The following is a 21,554-nucleotide window of genomic DNA, read 5'->3' on the forward strand; positions in this document are numbered from 1 at the left end:
CTAATCCCTCCCCAGCACTTTGAAGATGAGACGGTTAAGCCCAAGCATCAAAGCGAACAATAATACAGCAATCGCTGACGCATACCCCATTTCGAAGCGGATAAATGCGTAGTCGAAAAGATGCGCCATAATCGTATGACCTGCATAAAGGGGACTCGGAAATCCAACAAGCCGCATACTGACGTCAAATACGGTAAGCGAACCGACCACCTGCATCACCGCACCGAATAACAGCTGCGGTTTGACGCATGGAATCGTAATGTACCAAAGCTCCTGCCAGCGGTACTTGACCCCATCAATAGAGCCGGCTTCATATAAATCCGTAGGTACATTTTGAAGACCCGCCAGAAAAGCAAGGAAGCCTACGCCCATACTCATCCATAAGGAAACTATGATGATAACGGGTACAATCGAATCTACATTTTGTAGAAATAAATAAGGTTCATTAATAATACCTAGCTGAATAAGCCAGTGATTGAGCAGCCCCTTGCGGTCGCCGGCGAATAAATATAGCCAAACCACAGACATCGCTACTGCACTGGTAATCGAAGGCACATAGTAGCATAGGGTATAGAAAAAGCGGAACTTCTGCGGAATTTGACTAATCAGCCAAGCCAGTAAGAAGGCCATAATATAACCTATCGGACCTGTGATAATGGCAAATTTCAGCGTAATTCCAACAGCTTTAAGAAAGATATCATCGTCTACAAACAGCAGCTTATAGTTAGAGAAACCAATGAATCTTGGCGTCTCTATAATGTTGTAATAGCTGAAGCTGAGAACAACGGACATGATAATAGGAACAATAGTAAAAATAGTAAACAGAATTAGGAAAGGGGCCAAGAAATAATAGGAAACTTTATTTTTCTTGATGTCTAACCATAGCTGAGCCCATTTTCCAGGAGTTTTCGTCGGCTGCATCTGAACGGCTCCGGTCTGTGCCGGTGTAATCATTTCACTGCTCATTTCTGACCTCCTTCCCCTTTAGCACTTGAAGACTCGGAAGTTTCGACCCCGAACTCCTCGCGTTTCTTACTGAGCTCTTTATTGATTTCACGCACACCTTGCTCCATCGCCTCCCGTGGGAATTTACCGTTCAGCACAATTTCATTCCAGATGTTGGCGATATGTCTGGTCGTGTAATATCCTCCGAGCACCACTTCACGCTCTTTGAACCACTCCCACTGCTCCATAATGGCGTCGATATCCGCTTGCTGCCATGGAAGCCGTTTGAGTGCTTCGACATTGGCTGTATTCCAGCGCGCTTCAACACCTAGCAGAGACTCAAGCTCGGAGCCGAAGTTCTCCTGTGCATCCGCACTGGTCCACCATTTCAGGAATTCCCAAGATTCTTCTTTCATTTCTGTATCCTTAAAAATCATTCCAGTCTGTGCAAGTCCACCTGTAGAACGGTTAATCTGTCCATCGGCTTGTTCAATACCAGGCATTGGCTTCATGCCCCACCAGCCTGTCAATTCAGGCGCAGCTGTAGACAATAGAATGTATGTGGAATAATCAGCAACCCCGATTGGCATCTCTCCAGAACGGAAACGGTTATAGAAATCCGCTTGTTTCTGAAGCTTGTAGTTCGTAAATAGCCCGGTCCACATTTTCATCGCTGTCAGCGCTTCTGGTGAATCCAGATCGGATACCATCCCATTATTTTTATAAAAATCTCCACCATACTGGAATAAGAACGGCGCAAACTCATTAATTGCTAGACTTGGATTGTTCGGAGCATGTGGATAATAGAAGTCCATCCCGTTTTGTTGAAGTACAGGAATCAGTTCCATAACCTCTTGCCACGTATTCGGAATATCCTCTTCGCTAATGCCGAGCTGTGCCATAATATCTTTCCGGTAAAAAAGCATCGTGAAGTTCTGATTCTCCGGCAATGCGAAGTCTCCGTTACCATACTTATAAGGAATCAGTGCACCCGCTCTGAAACGGTCAGCAACCTCCTGATAATCCGGAAATTCATTCAGGTTCACGAGTGAATTCCGCACCGCAAAGTCTATCGGCACTTCACCCTCAACACCCAGCGCCACATCGGGAGCAAGTCCGGCCGTGTTGGCCAATAACAGAATCTGCTTCTGGTCCGCTGCAACCGTCGGAATAATATTGACATTCACCTTGATGCCCGTGTTTGGTGTAAAGTCCTCATCTACCATCTGCTTAATGATCTCTGCCCAATCCCGTCCGCGTGAAATCCAAACATCAAGCACCTTTTCATTTTTGTACGTATTGCCTATGCCACTGTAATCCTTTGTAAAGGAGCTACAGAAGTCATATGTCATCGTCCCTACACGGGTGTACCAAGGCGCCGCATCTTTAGGCCATGGCCGATCTTCCGACTTCACTTCGATATAGTCCATTACAATACTCTGCTTCATCAATCCATTGACCCATAAGCCGAGCGATGACTGCATATCCGTAAATTGCTGCAGACGTCCGGGAATGCTGGAGGTATCCTTCGCCATTTCTAGGAATCGATCACGCGCTTCATAGAGCGTACTCAGCTCTGAGCTTCCATCCGCAACACCAAAGGCATACATATCCTGCACCGCATCATCCAACGTCCGTGCCATCAAATGTAAACGGGGTACGAGGTTAGGAATGTTCTGCTCCAGCTGCCAATCTCCGTTCGGATCGGGATTCGTTCCGGTGACCTGCGTTATTTCTCGTCCCAAAAGGGACATTTTATGTGTAGTGTTCAGTACAGCTTCAATCATTCCGCCTACGCCTGATACTTGAACCTCCATCCGCAGCGTATGCTTACCTTGTTCTAGATAAAATAAGTATTCTCCGTCCTCATTCCCCAGCTTGTTCACTTGCCATTCCGCTTTGTAAGGGAATTTCAAGGCATTCAGCTCTTGGAACGGTACCTTGCCGTCAATCATAATTCGGCGTTCGACCGGTATTCCGTTTAAGAACCACTGGCCGTAACGAATAGCGATGTTATAGAGTCCTGATTCAGGAACCTCAAAATTCCATTCCGCCCATTGTCCACCCGTACGCCAACCGACACCCCCGAAGCTGTTAAGCACAATAGCATCTTTGTTAAAAGGTTCGGTAAGAGGCTCGCGGTCCTCGATCCGCTTCAGCGTTGGATCTGAACGAAGGGAGGATTCTTCCGCCTGAATTTTGATCACTTGATTCTGAACAGGCTGGTAACCCTTATTCTCATACTCCTGCTTCACTTCCGCATAAGTTGGGAGCGGTTCTGGAGAAAATATTCTCAGTTCACTAAGTGCAGCCGGTTCCCGAATGGCTTCAAGCTTTACCGTATGCTCACCTTTGGTCAAATAAAAACGAAAGGGGTCCGCAGTTCTGGCCTCGGCGTCTCGAAACTCGCGATATTGCCAGCCTGTTACCTCTTCTCGCTTAGGATTAAATTCATTTCCTTGATTGTCCAGCCATGGCTCTGCACTTTCCTTCCACATCCGCTGGAATTCCATTTTTTTAACTTGAGAGAACAAGTACTCCCCATCCACCTTCACACTTCGAATGATTGAGGATCGTTTACCAGGCAGGGCATAATACTCTATCCCCATCTGATATAACCCATCTGCAGGAACCGTAAATTTGTATTCCACCCAGCTGTCCTCTTCTTTAAGCGCAAGTACCTTGACGGTCTTTCCACCAAGATCCGCCATTAACTCTGTTCCTTCAGAACTAGTCGCCGTATACTCTGCCGAAGGGATAGCAAGCGCAAAACCCGATGAATCCTGTGCTCTATCCTTCTGTTGTTCCTCATAGTAGCTTAAATAAGAGGGCTCGAGCTTCGAATTCACACTGTCACTTTCTAAAATAGAGCTTTCATCAACATCCGCATAAACGGGGATGCCTTCCATCGCTGAATTATTAAACCCTCGTGTTTCGTTCCACCACACTAGGGAGACTCCTAAAAGTACCAGTAGCAACAAACTAATCTTATATTTTCGCAGTATGCGTAACACGCATCGGTCTCCTCCCATCTTTACGGGCCTCTCGGACTCAAGTGAATACAAGCAGGGCAGCTCTGGCAATTGCAGGCTGCCCCTCCTGTTATTAGATTTCCTTACGGCTGCATGCCCATTGCCTTTTTAAAGCTGGCAATTTCTTTAGAGGCTTGCTTCATGACATCATCGCCAATTTTGGATATAACCGTTTTGGAGTCTGTATTCTTAGCAAGCGCATCACCGATCGCCGCAATAAAGATCTCCCAACCTTTGTTGTCTACTGGCGTCAAGTGTTTAACTGGAATATCATTGCTTAATTGTTCATATAGTTTAAATTCCTCTTGCCCACCCAGATATTCATTTTTAGTGTTTGCATACCAATCAAGACTGGAAATATCCTTGTAGCCTGGCTGAATGGAATGTTTTGTCCAAATTTTCCAAGCATTTTCACTTCTCATGCTCCACTGAATGTATGCCCATGCTGCTTCTTTGTTTTTGCTTTGCGAAGGAATAACAAAGCTTGATCCGCCCATTCCCACATTAATGCCTATTGGCAAACGGGTTACTTTCCATTTTCCGGCAAGCTCAGGGAACGTCTCTTGAAGTCCACGTGCACCGAAAGAACCTGAGACGACACCAACTAAATCACCTTTCAGTACCAGTTGCTTACCTTCATCGGATCCATAACCGATATGAGGTGCCCAGCCCAATTGTTGTCCACGTTTTGTAATATCGAGAACCTTAACCATTTTGTCCGTGTTGCGCGTCCAGTTCATATCCTTATCAAAGTAGCCGACTTCATCTCCCGCCCATACGATCGGGCCATCGCTCCACTCCATGAAATATTTACCGTTAGCTTTCAAAATTTGAGCCAGGTTCAAGAGATTCTCTTCATCTTGCATGTATTCACCAAGCTCAGCAGGATCACTTGGCAGTCCAAGCTCTTCAAAAATATCTGCACGGTAGTAATAAACACCCGGAGTCATATCCCAAGGCATACCGAGTAGCTGTGAGCTGTCCGGTGTCATCCAACGTTCCCAGTTATACGGAACAACCAGATCTTTATATTTTCCAGCGTTATAAGGCTCTTCCAAAAGGTTCTCCAGCACATTTCCCGCCATATAGCGATTCAACTGGTACATTTCTACTTCAGCTACATCTGGCGCTCCACTGCCTGCAGCGATCGTCGTTTGCAGCTTGTCATGCAGATCACCAAAGGGCATAACTACCGTTTTCAGCTTGATACCAGGATATTCAGCCATAAATGCAGCGCCGACTTCCTCGAACACTTTTTCATTAAATGCCCAAACGGTAACTTCACCTGTGATGTCTTTACTCGGTAGTTCTGTTGCAGGATCTACTACATTTGTAGCCTCGGTTGCTGGTGCATTTGTTGCTTCACCCGCATTATTAGCTTTTTCCGTATTCGTTTTTACGTTGTTAGACGCACTTTGGTTCGTCGTTGAGCTTCCAGCGCTACTACACGCTGACAAAAAAAGTACAAAAACCATTAACATACATACGACTAAACTGCTCGTTTTTCTTTTCGAAATCATAACCTAACCTCCCTCTTAAATTGAACAAATGAATGAATGCTTACTTATAGTGAAGGAGTAAACTCCCTCCGTGGCCGACTAGTTCCCCCCTTCCTTTAGTCTTAACACGGTCACGGAATATTTCGGGAATTCAAACTCCAAGCTACCTTTTTCTACACTTACTTTTTGAGTTACAGGCGCTACCTTGTCAGGTTCGGTGAAGCTATTCTCGTCATTCAGATCGTCCGACTGAAGAACGGTAGCCGTTCCTTCCAAGCTAGTTGTAGCAAGTCCAGCAAAAGAAACATCCGTGCGCTGAGCAGTGTCACCAGCATTGACGACTTTAACGATCAACTCACCCGTGGCAAGATCACGGCTCGCCGTTTGGAATAGAGGCCCTGCTGGACTTTCATCGTTCACTTCTTGTATAAGCTTGTCATCGAGATAAAGCCGGATATTAGCACCGGATAGTTCAATGCGGATATTATACAATTTACCAGTCTCAATACTTACAGGAACCGTTCTTCCGATGACTGCTCTTGTTCCGCCTACCGATTTTTCAATTGCGCTCTGCGTATTTCCCCAACCCCCAAGATTCCACCAATAGAAGTTGCCTTCATCTTTAGAGCCGAACATAATGAGCATGCCTTCCGCTCCGCCAGTCTTTTTCGCCTTGAGAGAAAGTGTATAATCACTCCAAGAATCCTCGCCGGCAACTGCGCGAATATCAGTATCGTTTGAAGTCTGCTTAAAAGTACCCTTGGATTGTTCCCAGTCCCCATTTTTTAGGGTCCAGGCACCGGAATCCTTCTTGAAATGGTCCTCAAAAAGAACATCCTCCCCTTTAGACACACGTACATCGCTGTACTCTACCTGAGTTGCCCAAGTCCCCAAACCAATTCCACCTTGAATGGATTGCTTGTTGGAGGTATCTTCTTGACCAAGAGCTACTAGTGAAGTCGGAAGAACTACATCCCCCTTATTGCTTCCGAACATCTGTTGCACATGATAGGAAGGTGTTCCGTAGCTAGTCGAGGAATCAAACACAATAGCGTCCGGGTTCCACGTACGATCCTTCGTATTCACAAACAATGGCGCATAGGAGGACATTTTCACGATATCGGAATTCCGCTCCATCCCCATCATAAAAGCTGCCTCGCCGATTGCCGCGTTCAAATTGCCTTCTCCGGCTCCTTTGGTCACCGCATACTCACCAACATAAATCTCAGGGCCACTGCGGTCATAAGTATCGTATCTGTTCGAGTTGCTCAGGAACCATTCGGAGGTCTCATAATAATGCTCATCAACCATTTCAATGGGATCTCCTTCAACCGCCGCATTGGCGATGAGATGAATGTCTGGATACTTCTCTTTAATTGCCTTGTAAAATAGACCGTAGCGCTTAATATATTCACTCATCTGAAAATTGTTTTCGTTTCCGATCTCTATATACTTCATATTAAAAGGCTCAGGATGCCCATTGGCGGCTCTTTGTGCCCCCCATTTACTAGTCACCGGCCCGTTGGCATATTCAATGGCGTCCAGCGCATCTTGTATCCATGGCTGTATTTCACTGACCGGTACGGTATTCTGCTTGGCTATAGGGTCTCCGTTATGTGAAATCCCGATATAAGCTACATATAGTGGTTCCGCTTTCAGATCTTCAGCCCATTGCAGATATTCATGGAAGCCAAGTCCATCTGTGGAGCGATAATCCCAATACCCCTTATGACCGGGACGCGTTTCAATCGTTCCAATGGTATTCTTCCATTGATAAGCATCTGTTGGCGTTTTCCCTTCTACAAAACATCCACCCGGAAAACGAACGAATGCCGGTTTCATTGCAGCGACCTTCTCAGCCAAATCTATACGAAGTCCATTCTCACGATTGTTCCACGTCTCTGGGAACATGGACACCATATCTAGATAAACAGTACCTACCTTTGCAGCAGAGATTACAATTCGCGCATTAGCTACAGTACCTGTAGAAGTAAGTGTGTATGTATACTGGTTCCATCCTTCTTTTAACTTATCAGCGGTCTGTTCTGCATACAGCTCCTTGCCATCCGGGCTTTCTAACGTTATACGCAGTGGCATTTGGTCCCCTGGCTCTGGCCGCGCATAGAAGGATAACTTGTAGCTTGCATCCTTCGTCAGCGCAATCCCCCAATACCCGTTATTCACAGCGGACACCGAGCCCCCTTCGACTGCCGACGTTACTGTTAGGGCCATTGCCTGCGTCTGAGCATTGTTCAATAGGTTCGTATTGCTCAGTGAAAGCTTCCCTTTACTGCCCTCCTTCTCTTCAATCCACCAATTGAACAAGGTGACCGAGCTATCCTCAAAGGAACGATTAGAGATCAACTCTGCATATAGTCCTCCATCGCCAGCATGATTGATCTCTTCGAAAAAGGCTCCATACAGCATCGGGCTAATGTTAGCTCCCGGATTGGCTGTATCCACGGTCAACTTATATGCGAGTCCACTGCTTATAGTAGTCGCTGCTGACGCCTGCGGAGCAATTGCCTTCCCTGCTTCATCCGTTGCTTTGGCGGTAGATTGCTGAGACATTGACGATTGATCTTCTCCTTTAGAAGCCCAATAATACGTCAGACCGCCTACTACAATTACGAACATTAACACCGTAAGCCATAGCTTTCGTCCATACTTATTCAAAGATATTTACCCCCAGCTCTTTATTAGCGTTTTCGCATTCTTATGAAGTTAATCAACACCTTCCATTCGTAATAACTTAAAATAATAAGATAAAACCTAAATGAATCCGTTTCCAATGATAAAATACCATACTAAAATCTGGTTGTAAATAAATTAAACTAAACCTTTTTATACTTTTATGAACATAATCCCCAATATATTTAGAGAAAATATCGAGATTTATTAGTTTTTTTAAAACAAATTTCCTCTTTCCAGCTCACCACCTTTATATTTATTTAAAATAAATGGGGGTTTATAGCTAAAATTAAGTTCTTTTTTCAATTTCAATCCTATTTATTTCACTGTTTTATTTTTCCATTTAAATAATAATGAAAATAAAATTAATTAAGTTTTTTCCAAAAAAACACATAAAAAAAGCCTTCCCTTGCCCAAATGGACAAAGGAAAGCTATAGTTACATCTCTAACTAAGTTAAATTGCGCCACTTCATAAACTTATAATCAAGGAAATCAACAAGTAAGAAGAGGACAAACCCCACCAAGCTAAACAACATAATTCCCGCATACATCTCCGGATAATCCAGTCTTAACCAAGCATCCATGATGAAGAAGCCCATGCCATGCTCAGTTCCATAAATCTCCGTGAAAAAGAGTACAGATATCGCCGTTCCCAGTGAAATACGAATCGTACTCAGAATGACCGACAGCGCACCCGGCAGTGTCACATGCCAGAATTTCTGCACTGTACTTGCCCCTATACTAGTTAAGACATCATAGGTATTCTCAGGAATAGCCTTCACTCCATCCCTAACGGAAATGATAATCTGGAACAAGAGAATCAGCATGATCATTAAGATTTTAGACGTTTCACCAAGTCCGAAGAATAGCATCACAACGGGAAGCAGGGCGATTTTGGGAACAGGATAGGTCAAGTAGACCACAGGGTCCAGCAGTTTATTCCAAGTCATCGAACGTCCCATCAGAAGACCAATGAGCAGTCCAATGATTAACGCCAGCACTACCCCGGCAAAAATTCTGAACAAGCTATACCCCACGTTTAAAGCAATCTCCTGCCCACCTAAGTGAAACATAGCGTTATATACAGCGAATGGACTAGGTAAAATCGAATGATTCATAAGCAAATAGGCAATATACCAGACTACATTCATACAGACAAATACCAATAAAAGCCTTATTAGATGATGAAGTCGACGTTTGTTGTTTACCATATCTCCTGCATTACCTTTCTGATTCGCTTAGTCTGTTCGAAGAAATCTACACTGTCCCGCTTATCTTCATGCTTCATATGAAACACCAAATGATTATCAATCATTTCAGGTGCAGCTTCTTTGTTGGACGGCATGACGATAATCTTTTGTCCCAGCAGAATCGCTTCTTCCACATCATGAGTCACAAATAATGTAGTCGTCGGGTGAGCCAGCCAGTTCTCTAAAAAGAGAACCTGCAGCGTTTCCCTAGTAATCGCATCCAGTGCGGAGAAAGGCTCGTCCAGCAGTAAAATGGTAGGCAAAATAGCGAATGCTCTGGCGATTGCCACTCTTTGTTGCTGTCCCCCACTGAGAGATAGAGGATAACGGTCAGCTAAATCAGAGATTCCCATCGATGACAGCCACTGTTTAATCTGGTTCTCCCGTTCTTGCTTGGAATAGCTCGCATTATGCGAGATCTTCATCGCAATCTGAATATTATCATGTACAGTCTTCCATGGGAGAAGGCCATAGTTTTGCGGCACCAGACCGATCAGAGTTTCTTTATCATGCACGGATTTTTCATTAAAAAAAATTTGCCCCATATAGCTTGGCAGCAAGCCCGCAATCGCCCGTAATAAAGTAGATTTCCCGCTGCCAGAGGGTCCGATGATCGTGTAAATCCCATGCTCCGGCAAAGATAGATCCATCTGTCCTAAGGCCAGTTGACCTGTCTTATACTCTACTTTAAGGTCCTTAATGACGAGTCCTTTATTTCTTGAATTGGACATCAGAAATCACATCTTCAGCCGAGATATTTTTGCTAAGCAAACCTTTTTCCCGAGCCCAGGCAAATGCGGCTTCTACTTCTTTCACATCCACTTGATTGGCAGGGACATAATCAGGCACCTTGATCTCATCTTTCAACGTTTCTGGATAACCAACTTCCTTGATCACAAGATCGATATATTCAGATTGATCATGAGATTTCATATACGCTACAGCCTCGTCATAAGCAGCATACATATTGCGAATCGCATCTGCCTTAGCATCAATAGCCGTTTGTGGGAAAGCCAATACAAATGGATTCACGCCCGCTGTATGCGTGGAGCTAAGCACGCGCAAGCCTGAAGCTTTACCCATAGTTACAAATGGTTCAGGCAAAATAGCTGCATCCGCCTTATTGTTCTTAAGCAATTCTAAACGGGTAGGGATTTGCGGAACCTCAGTTACCGTAATATCATCTTCCGTTAAACCCGCTTGTTTCAGCATCATCGCCACAGTATATTGTGTGGAAGTGTTTTTGGACAAAATCACGGTTTTGCCTTTCAGATCCTTCACATCTTGGATGGCATCATTCCCAGTCAATAAATCGAATTCACCAAAAGTTGTGCTAGTGATCTTCACATCCAGCCCGGCTTCATTGTAGATAGAAATCGCAACCAAATCAGCACTGATCCCCTCTAACTTACCTGCTTGAAAAGCGACATCACGGTCTTTTGCACTCTTGAACGTTTGAATATCTAGGTTCACTCCATGTTTCTTATCAAAACCTTGCTCATGAGCAATTACAAAAGGAATCGCATCAATCGAAGGCAGTAAGCCAAGCGACAATGTAACAGCTTCTTTTGAGACCTCTGCTGCGTTACCCTCTGTCGATGCTGTATTCGTGTTATTCTTTGAACCGCAACCTACTGCAAGTACAGCGATGACAACGACCATCATCGACAACATCAACATTCTTTTTAATGCTTTTTTCTTCATAAAACTCTCCTACCTCCATTAATCTTTCTATAGTGGACATGCCCCTATTCTTTGCAATCTGCAAAAGAGCATGCAAAAAGCCCTTAAGCTGTTCCATGACGCTTCAGGTATTGTAATTTTACATCAGTCATCACATCTTGTATATTCATAAATTTAAATAGTTATATTTATCACATACTTAAGATGCAAAAAATCCGAACCATCCTGCAAGGAATCTCCCCTGCAAATTGCTCCGGATTTTCGCTAACTACACCTCATAGTTCACTACATAATTCTGCAGCTCTGTATTGTAAAAGCCTACACTATACTCAGTTACCTTGCCCAGCTCATCATATGAATAACGAGTTCGCTTCAGCAAGGGACGCTTCTTATCAAGGAGCAATGTCTCCTCTACATCAGGCGGAGGAACGGCAACGGAAAATTCATCACGCAGTTTCTCTAAGGAAACGCTCCGCTCTTCAAGCAGTTCATACAAGGACTGGGCATTTAAGTCTAGTAGATCCAAATCATCCACACCATTTACTAAATAATGCGTGTAATGAACGTATGGAATATCACCCAGACTATATATACGTTCCAAGCGTATACAACGTTCGCCGAATAAACGATAGGCTTCACTTTCGACTTCATTATATACTCGCTCCGCCTTCAGCCATTGCTTCCGAATTTGGTGCCCTTCATCCACTAGAATTTCCGTGAACTTTTTCCACTTGGACAGCTTAGATGATGAGGTATTACGGATCACCTTCGTCCCCTTGCCGCTTCCCTTCTCCAGAAATCCTTCTTGGACGAGCTCCTGAATGGCACCGCGCACAGTGATCTTGCTGACATTGAATTCCTGCTCTAGCTGAGGTTCAGAAGGAATATTCAATCCAATAGGATAGACTCCGTGTAGAATCCGATCCTTAATAATATTTGCGATTTGCATATATAAGGGCTTATCTTTTCGGGACAAACTCAAGAGGTTCACTACCTTTCTACATCGCCTACGGATAGAGTCATAGCTCGAAGTACATCCGCTTCTAAAGCCATGGGAGTATCACCCTCGACAGTATGGGCTAGCATACTAGCGGCAGCGGCAAACCGTACTGTCTGCTCAGGTGTAAATCCTGTTAGCTCGCCATGCACGATTCCGCTCGTAAAGGCATCTCCAGCCCCTATTCTATCATAGACGAGAAATCTCAGCGTATCCGAAAAGAAGAAGCTCTGATTCTTATAAAGAAACCCCCGCAGTGAATGTGTGTTGTCGCCATGAATACTGCGATGGGTGCCGGCGATCACTGAGATATCGAACTGCCTCGCAACTGCTGGAATAAGTTCGATCAGCTGCTCTTCACGTTCAGCTTGTTCAGTGCTGATCCCCAAGATAAAAATTGCATCCTTCTCATTCATCATTACGATATCGGCCAGCTGCAGCATCTCCTCGTAATGCGGCTTCGCTTGTGAATAGCCTTCCGGTCCCCACAAGGACGGACGATAGTTGCAATCAAAGATCACAGTCCCACCCTGCTGCTTGACAGCTCTAGCCAAGGATTTCATATGATGACGTACACTATCGTTCATAGCCAGCGTAATGCCGCAGAAATGGATCACATCCAGGCTTCGCGCAATCTCTTCATAATTATAAGTTTCCTCAGGAGCCGTATTGAAGCTACTCTCCAGACGATTGCTGTAAGTTACCTTGCTTGGACGTGCACCGAATCCGTTCTCCAAGAAATACAAGCCTAGATATTCTCCTCCTCGTATAACGAGCCTAGAAGAAATCCCCAGCTTTCGCAAATACGCCGCGGCCGCCTCTCCCAAAGAAGTATTCGGCAATCGTGAAATCAAAGCACCTTCATGCCCGAAGCGTGCCAGTGCAGAGCTGACATTAACCCCGGTGCCTGAGAATGAATAATTCAAGGTGTTTCCCTGTGATAGCAGCTGAACTCCCGGCACCTGCAGACGCATCATTACTTCTCCGAATGCCCCGATTCGTTTAGGCATATTTATCGGTCAGCCGCTTCATAATTCCAAGCAAATCACGCACATCCTGAACCTTTGTCTGTCCCGATTCTTGGTCGATAATGGATGAGTAGACATGCGGAATCACTTGTGGCACCCCTGCTTCAAGAGCAATCTCCAGAATAGCCTCGAAATTGTCCATATCAATTCCACCAGTTGGTTCGAGTGCAAACCCTGCCTCAGCACAGGCCTTCGCTACAGAACGGTATTCCTCTTCACGGCTTAATCCCTGCATGGGGAAGTACTTCAGTGCATTACCACCCATATCCCGAACAAGCGCAATTGCTGATGCTACAGGTACAATCGCTGCTTCACTCTCCGCAGCGCTGAAGAGTCCTGTTGAAATATTCACATAACCCGCGCGACCAGAAGGAGCGACCATGCTGTTGATCCAGCTGTCTTTCCCACCCAGATTAGCGCGTGTAGCTCCGACAACAGGGAACGCCTGGTTAATATGACTACCCGGATAATGCTTAGCAATCTCAGCCACAATTACCGCTTGGCGATTATCCCCTGCACCTAAACCAATCGATACAGCGTCTTCTATTTCTTGACCATATTGCTTCATGGCGGTTACGGCTTCTTCTACCGTCTTATAGTCCTTAGAGAGCACACCGACCAGTACATAACCTTCCGCAGCGGCATAAATCTCTTTAGCATTAGCGATATCTTTAGCGAGTACATTTAATGCGGTACGGCCCTTATAAAAACGTTGTGATATTGTTGTCATCTTATTGTCCCCCTATCAATTTATGAATGCTGTCTACGATCACGAGCAGATCATCCCCAAGAAGCGGTCGTGGATCAATATCGAAATATCCTTGCTTCACTCCATAATCGCGGGTGTAGATCGCAATCTCGCCCTTCTGCAACCCCTCTACCAATTCCTTCGCCGTAATTCCGGTCTGTTGTGGATCAACCTGAACCCGGCCGCGATAGATGGCACGGCCCGCCTCGTCCTGCACAATGGTTATACGAATTCCCGGAAGTTCATTCAACACCATCAATCCCTGCAAAGACGCTTTCTCGGTGTCACTCTTCTCTTCCTTGACCATGTATTCCTCTAGTGCTTGCAGCAGACCAAAGGAAGTTTCTTTACCAACCTTCATACTGCGTCCTATTCCATACAATTGGACCTTAACCCATTCCACATAATTACGTTTGCCGGCGATAATACCGGATGTAGGCCCTTCAATAGCTTTAGAACCACTATAAATTGCCAGGTCAGAGTATTTCACATATTTACAGAGGTCTTCTTCCGCTGCGGCATCTACGATTAGTGGAATGCCCCTACGTTTTGCGATCTCCCATGCTTCTTCGACGGATAACATATTCTTCTGCACCGCATGGTGGGACTTCACGTATAGAATGGCAGCCGTCTGCTCACAAATGGCATCCTCTATATGCTCGGCCCGGCCTTCATTCGCATAACCGACCTCAATTAGCTTCCCACCGCCTAGATAGACCATCGTTTCTACAGGAGCTCCGTACTGTACATTATGCCCCTTCAGAATGATGATTTCATTGCGTGGAATGGCTTCTTGGTGCAAACGTTCACTGCGGCGCCGATTGCCTTGGGTCACTAGCGCCGCAACGGACAATGCAATACCGCTGGAGGCTGAGTTAACGATAAGCGCTGCTTCAGCACCGAGAATTCGTGCCGTGTAGTCCCCGGCTTTATCGACTAAATCTGCTATTTCTACATAACTCTGTCCACCTTGCTTCATCGCCTCCATCACTGTATCAGACGGAGCCGACACCCCCAGAATGCTCATTCTACCGCTTGCATTAATAACGCGTTTAAGCCCGTATTTCGCATTTAATGAATTCCCCACCCAGAACCACTCCTTTTGCATGAATTACTTTATCCGTCACTCTTTCTTCCCCTTCAGAATCAATCAACACAGTAGGTTCATGTTGCACGGTGAACAGGGTCAGGTTAGCAGAATCACCCACCTGAATTCGGCCTAGCTCCGGCCTGCCCAGCCATTCTGCCGCATTGTAAGTAATCGCTGCCATAATCTCATCCAGAGCATAGCCCAAACATAGAAACTTGGAAAGTACATTAGACATGCTAAAGACAGGTCCCTTCATTCGGTTCACTCGATAGATATCTGTGCTAATCGTATTCAGTCCAATACCATTACGTTTAGCAGCCTCAGCTACCTTAAAAGAGAAGCTTGCTGTTCCATGTCCCACATCCAGATGAACTCCCCGTTCAATAGCCTCAGTCAGTACCTGAAGCGGCTGGCCATCCGCAGCGAACAAATTATTCTCTTTTCCGTTGAGATAATGAGTCACGATATCCTTACGCTGCAAAAGAGGCATAACCTCTTCGATATCTGGCGGTGCTGAACCGATATGTACCATTAACGGCAGCCCCGTCTCCATTGAAAGGCTTCGTGCAATATGCAGCGGCTCAATCCCGCTCGCGCCAACAACGCTCTTGCTGATCCTAGCCTTTAATCCCACGATTATCTCCCCGTAGGTTCGTACGGATTGCAGGATCTTCTCCTTATCAATCCATTCCAAGTTGGATAATTCGTCAATTCTTAGCAGTCCGATCCGCGAGATATTTAAGAAAGCCAGCACATTCGTCTTAGCCTGAGACGCATCCCGGGCCAGATCACCTATCCGATCCGCCCCGCAGCTACCAGCATCGACTAGGGTGGTCACCCCTTGCCGGACACCGATCTCATCGATCTCGTCACCATATGGATCAAATTCGCGAAAGGCATGCACATGCATATCGATCCAGCCACTGGATACGTACGCGCCTGAACCTTCCCACTCCCGCCCCCCATGCGCCTCACCTGCCGGGGTGATCTCTGCGATCTTGCCATTTTCGATTACAATGTCGATCTCTTCTCCGCTTACTCGTTTCACCTGACGGAGCACGTATCTTTCATCCATTGTTCTCACCTTTTTCCATATAACATTATAATGTTTAAAATAACACGAATAGCGCGTTAAGTAAATATAACGTTATAATGTTTGTACGTAAAATTAGACGTGGTTGTCACAAAATTAGTGAAACCTGATTATCGGACGGATTCTTTGTAGAGAGTAATTAGGGAAAATCCCCCTGATTATAGCCGATAATTGCTTTTAATGAATAGAATTAGGGAATTCCTCCCTAAAAATCGTGGTAATATCTATATTCACCAACGAATCAGTTGAATTAGAGGGAGATTTTCCCTAATTATTAGTCAAATAAGCAAAAATCGCAGAATTTTACGGAGATTTTCCCTAATTATCTATCAGAGCTTCCGTTTCACTTCTTCAGTAGTGCTAGAAGTCGATTTGGCTTTTACCTGCCCATAATCTACAGAAGCAAGCTGCAAATGACCGAAACGCAAAGCAGCGATCCTCCAATAAAAAGGAGAATCGCTGCTTTCTTGACTTTTACCGTTCAGAATATCGAATGTGTCTGTCACTCTTGTACAAAATCTATGAACTTAATAACCCTACATGTATCTTAATAACAGCCTTCTTAATCTTCATGCCCGGTTGACCCATACCAGGTCTGTGTACATCATGCGGGAAAAAGACAGCGAACATCCCCGGCTTCAAAGTTAACAAAATTTCATCGGATGACGGAGGATAGAGCGCATAATCTGCTTCGGCATCGTAAGGCTTAGTAGCCTCGATCCCTTCTTGCAGAGGGGACCAACCGATCGTTTCTTCACCTTCAATCAGATAATGCACATCAATATAAGCCTCATGCTTTTCAGCAACCTGTTCCTCTAGCGACTTCGCCTCAAGCGCCATAACCGAAACGTATATCTCGTTACCGCGAATCTCGATTCGCCCGAGATCAGGTTCGTGCTGTAAGATGACTTTTAATTCCTCAATAGCCTCTGCAATGACTGAATTCTCATATCTGCTATGCTCTTCCCAAGATGACAATGAACCTAAGATCATATTGTCTCATTCTCCTCACATCTCAATTATCTTACAGAGGTTGTTCAAAAAGTCCGCTTTTGATCATGAAGTAGCCCAAGAAGCTTACTCGACATCGAATATTGAATTCAGGCGAAACTTCCGGTGCTCACGTAGCTTCCACTACGCCCCGCTCCTCAGTTTCTACCTTCATCCAATCTTCTCGGTGCTGAAAACCATACTTTTTGAACTCGCACTTATAGGAGCTTCTCACTAACTGCCGCAGCTGTTGTTTCTTTATTAATAATGGACTGCTCACTAGTCCTCTTGAAATATTCTACATATAAAATATCCAGCAGATAGAGCTGTGAGATCTTAGCAGATAATGAACCGCCCTGCAGAGGACCCTCATTAGCACCACATAGCAAGGTAAGATCCGAATACGACGTTAAAGGTGACTTTTCAAATCTCGTAATAGACACCACCTTAGCGCCTCGTTCCTTCGCCTTTCTTGCAACTTCGATACTATCTTTAGTTGAGCCGGAATAAGAAATGATTACAGCGACATCTCGGTTAGACATCAGCGCTGCAGACATCATCTGAAGATGTGAATCCATCAAACATTCCGTTTTGTTCGTAATGCGCATAAATTTAATTTTGGCTTCCATCGCCGTGATTAGAGAAGAGCCCACGCCGAAGAATGATACACGTTCCGCGTTAATCATATAATCAATGGCTTCATTGATCTTCTGTATATCAATTAAATTATAGGTCTCGTTCAGTGCACTTACATTTGTGGTCAGCACTTTGGAAGCCACGGCTTCAGTAGTGTCGTCCATTAGAATTTGATCCGTAAGCTGCGGGATCTCATTCTCCACAGTGATACTATGAGCGAGTGCAATCTTGAATTCTTGATACCCTTTATAACTTAAAGATTTGCAAAATCGAAAAATACTTGATTCACCTACATCGCACGCATCTGCAAGATCAGTAATCGACATATAGACAACACTTCTCGTGTTCTCCAGGACGTAGTCCGCTACCTTCTTCTCCGTATTCGTCAAATTGTTGTACTTGGAATGAATAGAAGAAAAAATACTGATTGTTCGCAAATAAGCCCCTCCTTTACAATGATTTAATGTGTGAATAAAGAGGAAGCGCCTAGCAAGCCTGCCTTATTCCCAAGTGAGGCCTTAACAATTCTTACACCCGCAAAACTCTCCATAATTAAAGACTTCGTCCGTTCTTCTACCCTTTGAACTAAATCTTCTTGCTCCATAACGCCACCCCCAATAATTATAGCGGATGGATTAAAAATATGAATAATTGAAGCTAAACCCACAGACACCTCAGTTACCCATGAATCCAAGATCTGTTTCAGAGCTTCGTCCCCATTGTGTATTTTCTCAAATAGGACTTTTCCATCTACACATTCGGGATCTGCCAGCTGAGCCATCTTCACTAAAGCAGTGGTTGAAGCATACTTTTCATAAAAAGGCAGTCCCTCCACCGCATCTGACAATGGATGTGTCAGGATATGACCAAATTCGGCCGCCACCCCATCTGCACCTTTATAGATTTGGCGGTTCATTACAATGGCACCACCAATGCCCGTGCCAAACGTCAAGCATAAGAAAGTGTTAAAGTTCTGGGCAGCACCATAATAAGCCTCGCCTAATGCTGCTGAATTCACATCGTTCTCTACCATAACAGGTTTATGAAAATGATTAGTTACAATTTCCTTAATCTTCATCCCTGTATATCTAGGTATATTTTCGTTAGCATAGACTATAATTCCTTCTTCAGCATTGACTTGACCGGCCGTACTTATAGCAATCGCATCAAAATCATCATTTTCTGCAATCTTATCAAGCAATCTTGAGATTACATGCGGCCCTCCCAAGTGGCTCTCCGTTGCATACTCCTTAAAGTTATGAACATTCCCAAGCTTATCGCATATACACATCTTGGTATTGGTACCGCCAATATCTACAGCGAGAATTCTCATTCTTATCTACCCTCTCCGGCAATAGCGTCTACAAACCTTTTGGTAATCTCCATTGGTCTTGTAATCGCTGAGCCGACTACTGCTGAATAAACACCTAGATCGAACATTGTCTTCAGTTCTTCAGGAGTGGAAACACCGCCTTCAGCTATCACAGGCACAGAGAAGTTGCTTACGATTTGTCTGACTAGCTCGAAATCTGGAAGTGACCGCTCTTTGGTGTATTCTGTATATCCGCTTAAGGTAGTTCCCACAAGATCAAACCCCAGCTCGACGGCTTTAGCAGCTTCTTCAAATGTAGAGCAATCTGCCATAAACAGTTGATCTTTATAGGTCTCCCTTATGTGAGGAAATAGTTCTGAGATGGTTGATCCATCCGGACGAGTCCGGTCCGTCGCGTCCATAGCAATGATATCTACCCCTTCGCGGTAAAGCTCCTCTACTTCCTTCAGGGTTGGTGTAATGAACACTTCAGAACCTTCATATACCCTTTTGATGATCCCAATGATAGGTAGATCCACTGTTTTCTTAATTTCTTGAATATCCGCTACGCTATTTGCCCGAATGCCTGAAGCACCGCCCAAGTATGCTGCATAAGCCATTCTTCCCATTATAAACGGACTATGCAGCGGTTCTTCGGGTAAGGCTTGACTGGAGACGACTAGTTTATGTTTTATCTTTTTAAGTACATTATTTTCAGTATTCATCAGTAACCCACTCCACATCTTTATTTATTCTTTAACTGCTCCTGCTGTAATTCCATTGGTGAAGAACCGTTGGAATAACATGAACACTAGCAACATCGGAATTGCAGCGATGGTGGCTCCGGCCATTTTATATGCGAAATTAGGATTCAAATCCTGCATTAAGGTCGCAGTACCAACCATTAATGTTTTCATTTTGTTCTCTTGGCCTATAACCAGCTGCCACAAATAATCATTCCAGACTTGCACGAAATTCAGAATAAATAAGGCTCCAATACCAGGTTTAATAATAGGTACCATGATGCGAGTGAAGATTCTCCATTCGTTTGCACCATCTATTCTCCCAGCTTCTCTTAAAGCGTTAGGGGTTAAATCGAAGAATCCTTTTAATAGGAACACTCCAAATGCACCCGCGACGTTCGGCCAAATCATACCGTTATACGAATTCACCATTCCAAATTGCTGTGTAATCCGGAATAAAGGTACGATCATAATTTCTTTAGGAATCATCAAGCTCGATATGAAAATAATGAAGATGATATCTTTCCCTTTAAAATTGATCTTCGAGAATGCATAGGCAGCCATAGCGCCTACAACAATAACGATAATCGTAGATACGCCTGAGACATAAATACTATTAAACGTCCATCTCAAAGCCGGTTGGTTCTGAAACACATCCACATAGTTGGAAAATGTGATCGATTTAGGCCACCAGTCTGGAGGCATCTTCACAACATCTGAACTGTTCTTAAGCGAACTAGTGAATAACCAATACAATGGAAAAAGATTAAGGAGCGCGAAGAGGACAATGATCACATTCGATATCACATCAAACTTCTCTCTCTTCTTCTTATTTCTTATTTTCGACATGTTGTATTCCCCCTCACTTCACCTTAATCATGCTTCGTAGCTGAGGCACAGATAATAACAATGTAATCACGAACATGATAACGCCTACCGCAGAAGCTACGCCGAGTTGGTTGTACTTAAAGGCATTATTATAGAGGTAGTACATCAAGGTTACCGATGAGTTGTTCGGTCCGCCGCCGGTTAATAACTGGATGACTACAAATATTTTTAGAACAGCAATAATATTGATAATCGTAATATAGGTCGTTGTTGGTCCTACAGAAGGAATGAGGATCTTCGAAATTACTTGCCATCTGCTTGCACCGTCGATTTCTGCTGCTTCAAAAAGCTCTTTAGATACACCAATCATCGAAGCAATATACAGAATAATGGCTTGGCCCACGTTAGTCGCGAAGGTCACAAAGATCACCACTGGCAAAACTGTCTTTGGATTTCCTAGAAGATTGATCGTCCCAAGACCCATATCTTTATATATAAAAGAAATAAGTCCGTTAGCAGGATTCAGCAGGAAACTCCACACCATACTCATTACAACCATGGATACCATGACCGGGATATAATAGCTCCCTCTTATAAAGGAAACGTACTTAGCGTTCTTATCAAATACAGCCGAGGCTACAAATAATGCAAAGCCCACTGTAAGAAGGACGATAAAGACTACGAATATAATCGTATTGAAGATGGCCTTGAAGAATACCGGATCATTAAACAATGTGGTGTAATTAGCCAGACCCACAAACTTCTCACTATCATAATTAATTTGGTATAAACTCAGGCGCATCCCTTCTAAGATCGGATAGACAAGAAAGGCTAAGAATACTATCATCTGAGGTAAAATAAACAGATAACCTGTAATATTCTCTTTTAGGTAATTACTACGTAGTTTCATATCGTTTACCTTTCTAATTAACAGCCCTCGGAGCCTCTTCAGACTTAAGGGCTGTTAATCGTTTATTGTTTACCTGTT

General features: G+C 44.3%; 19 protein-coding genes. All 19 read right to left on the reverse strand.

All coding sequences use genetic code 11. The features are described from left to right. The 19 genes from QNH28_RS24010 to QNH28_RS24100 all read right to left on the reverse strand — a co-directional run bounded on the left by QNH28_RS24010 (position 1) and on the right by QNH28_RS24100 (position 21,413). Positions 1 to 966 (reverse strand): carbohydrate ABC transporter permease, encoded by a 966-nt coding sequence (locus QNH28_RS24010; RefSeq protein ID WP_283908844.1) that lies wholly within the window; start codon positions 964 to 966, stop codon positions 1 to 3. Further along, on the reverse strand, positions 963 to 3,893 hold the full coding sequence (locus tag QNH28_RS24015) for an extracellular solute-binding protein (protein WP_283908845.1): 2,931 nt from the start codon (positions 3,891 to 3,893) through the stop codon (positions 963 to 965). The genes QNH28_RS24010 and QNH28_RS24015 overlap by 4 nt, the downstream gene beginning before the upstream one ends. 167 nt (positions 3,894 to 4,060) lie before the next feature. Further along, on the reverse strand, positions 4,061 to 5,497 hold the full coding sequence (locus tag QNH28_RS24020; protein WP_283908846.1) for an ABC transporter substrate-binding protein: 1,437 nt from the start codon (positions 5,495 to 5,497) through the stop codon (positions 4,061 to 4,063). A 78-nt stretch (positions 5,498 to 5,575) separates the two neighbouring features. Continuing rightward, entirely contained in the window at positions 5,576 to 8,152 is a 2,577-nt protein-coding gene (locus QNH28_RS24025; protein WP_283908847.1) for an alpha-L-arabinofuranosidase C-terminal domain-containing protein, read from the reverse strand. 465 nt (positions 8,153 to 8,617) lie between these two features. Continuing rightward, complete coding sequence (locus QNH28_RS24030) at positions 8,618 to 9,379, reverse strand: ABC transporter permease (protein ID WP_283908848.1); 762 nt, start codon at positions 9,377 to 9,379, stop codon at positions 8,618 to 8,620. Beyond that, positions 9,373 to 10,149, reverse strand: a complete 777-nt coding sequence (locus QNH28_RS24035; RefSeq protein WP_283908849.1) for an ABC transporter ATP-binding protein — start codon at positions 10,147 to 10,149, stop codon at positions 9,373 to 9,375. Before QNH28_RS24035 ends, QNH28_RS24030 begins: the two co-directional genes overlap by 7 nt. Then, positions 10,130 to 11,122, reverse strand: coding sequence for an ABC transporter substrate-binding protein (locus QNH28_RS24040; RefSeq protein WP_283908850.1), 993 nt, complete (start codon positions 11,120 to 11,122; stop codon positions 10,130 to 10,132). The genes QNH28_RS24035 and QNH28_RS24040 overlap by 20 nt, the downstream gene beginning before the upstream one ends. Before the next feature lie 247 nt (positions 11,123 to 11,369). Further along, complete coding sequence (locus tag QNH28_RS24045; RefSeq protein WP_283908851.1) at positions 11,370 to 12,083, reverse strand: GntR family transcriptional regulator; 714 nt, start codon at positions 12,081 to 12,083, stop codon at positions 11,370 to 11,372. Positions 12,084 to 12,091: 8 nt separating this feature from the next. After that, positions 12,092 to 13,108: a sugar kinase gene (locus QNH28_RS24050; RefSeq protein WP_283908852.1), complete on the reverse strand. Its 1,017-nt coding sequence runs from the start codon at positions 13,106 to 13,108 to the stop codon at positions 12,092 to 12,094. Then, positions 13,101 to 13,856, reverse strand: coding sequence for a 2-dehydro-3-deoxy-phosphogluconate aldolase (dagF, locus tag QNH28_RS24055; RefSeq protein WP_283908853.1), 756 nt, complete (start codon positions 13,854 to 13,856; stop codon positions 13,101 to 13,103). The genes QNH28_RS24050 and dagF overlap by 8 nt, the downstream gene beginning before the upstream one ends. Before the next feature lies 1 nt (position 13,857). Next, on the reverse strand, positions 13,858 to 14,961 hold the full coding sequence (locus QNH28_RS24060) for a DgaE family pyridoxal phosphate-dependent ammonia lyase (RefSeq protein ID WP_283912249.1): 1,104 nt from the start codon (positions 14,959 to 14,961) through the stop codon (positions 13,858 to 13,860). Then, entirely contained in the window at positions 14,927 to 16,039 is a 1,113-nt protein-coding gene (locus tag QNH28_RS24065; protein ID WP_283908854.1) for an amidohydrolase/deacetylase family metallohydrolase, read from the reverse strand. Before QNH28_RS24065 ends, QNH28_RS24060 begins: the two co-directional genes overlap by 35 nt. A gap of 347 nt (positions 16,040 to 16,386) precedes the next feature. Then, positions 16,387 to 16,563, reverse strand: a complete 177-nt coding sequence (locus QNH28_RS24070; RefSeq protein WP_179086734.1) for a hypothetical protein — start codon at positions 16,561 to 16,563, stop codon at positions 16,387 to 16,389. A 13-nt stretch (positions 16,564 to 16,576) separates the two neighbouring features. Then, positions 16,577 to 17,050 carry a NanQ anomerase/TabA/YiaL family protein gene (locus QNH28_RS24075; RefSeq protein ID WP_283908855.1) on the reverse strand — a complete coding sequence of 158 codons (474 nt, stop codon included), beginning with the start codon at positions 17,048 to 17,050 and terminating at the stop codon, positions 16,577 to 16,579. Between the two features lie 215 nt (positions 17,051 to 17,265). Then, entirely contained in the window at positions 17,266 to 18,120 is an 855-nt protein-coding gene (locus tag QNH28_RS24080; protein ID WP_094872738.1) for a MurR/RpiR family transcriptional regulator, read from the reverse strand. 23 nt (positions 18,121 to 18,143) lie between these two features. Next, on the reverse strand, positions 18,144 to 19,016 hold the full coding sequence (locus QNH28_RS24085; protein WP_283908856.1) for an ROK family protein: 873 nt from the start codon (positions 19,014 to 19,016) through the stop codon (positions 18,144 to 18,146). A gap of 2 nt (positions 19,017 to 19,018) precedes the next feature. Further along, positions 19,019 to 19,720: an N-acetylmannosamine-6-phosphate 2-epimerase gene (locus QNH28_RS24090; protein ID WP_283908857.1), complete on the reverse strand. Its 702-nt coding sequence runs from the start codon at positions 19,718 to 19,720 to the stop codon at positions 19,019 to 19,021. Positions 19,721 to 19,744: 24 nt separating this feature from the next. Next, a complete protein-coding gene (locus tag QNH28_RS24095) occupies positions 19,745 to 20,587 on the reverse strand; it encodes a carbohydrate ABC transporter permease (protein WP_283908858.1) in 843 nt (280 codons plus the stop codon). A gap of 13 nt (positions 20,588 to 20,600) precedes the next feature. Continuing rightward, positions 20,601 to 21,413: a carbohydrate ABC transporter permease gene (locus QNH28_RS24100; RefSeq protein ID WP_283908859.1), complete on the reverse strand. Its 813-nt coding sequence runs from the start codon at positions 21,411 to 21,413 to the stop codon at positions 20,601 to 20,603. Positions 21,414 to 21,554: the final 141 nt, after the last annotated feature.

The sequence above is a fragment of the Paenibacillus sp. G2S3 genome, assembly GCF_030123105.1.
Lineage (GTDB): Bacteria > Bacillota > Bacilli > Paenibacillales > Paenibacillaceae > Paenibacillus_AQ.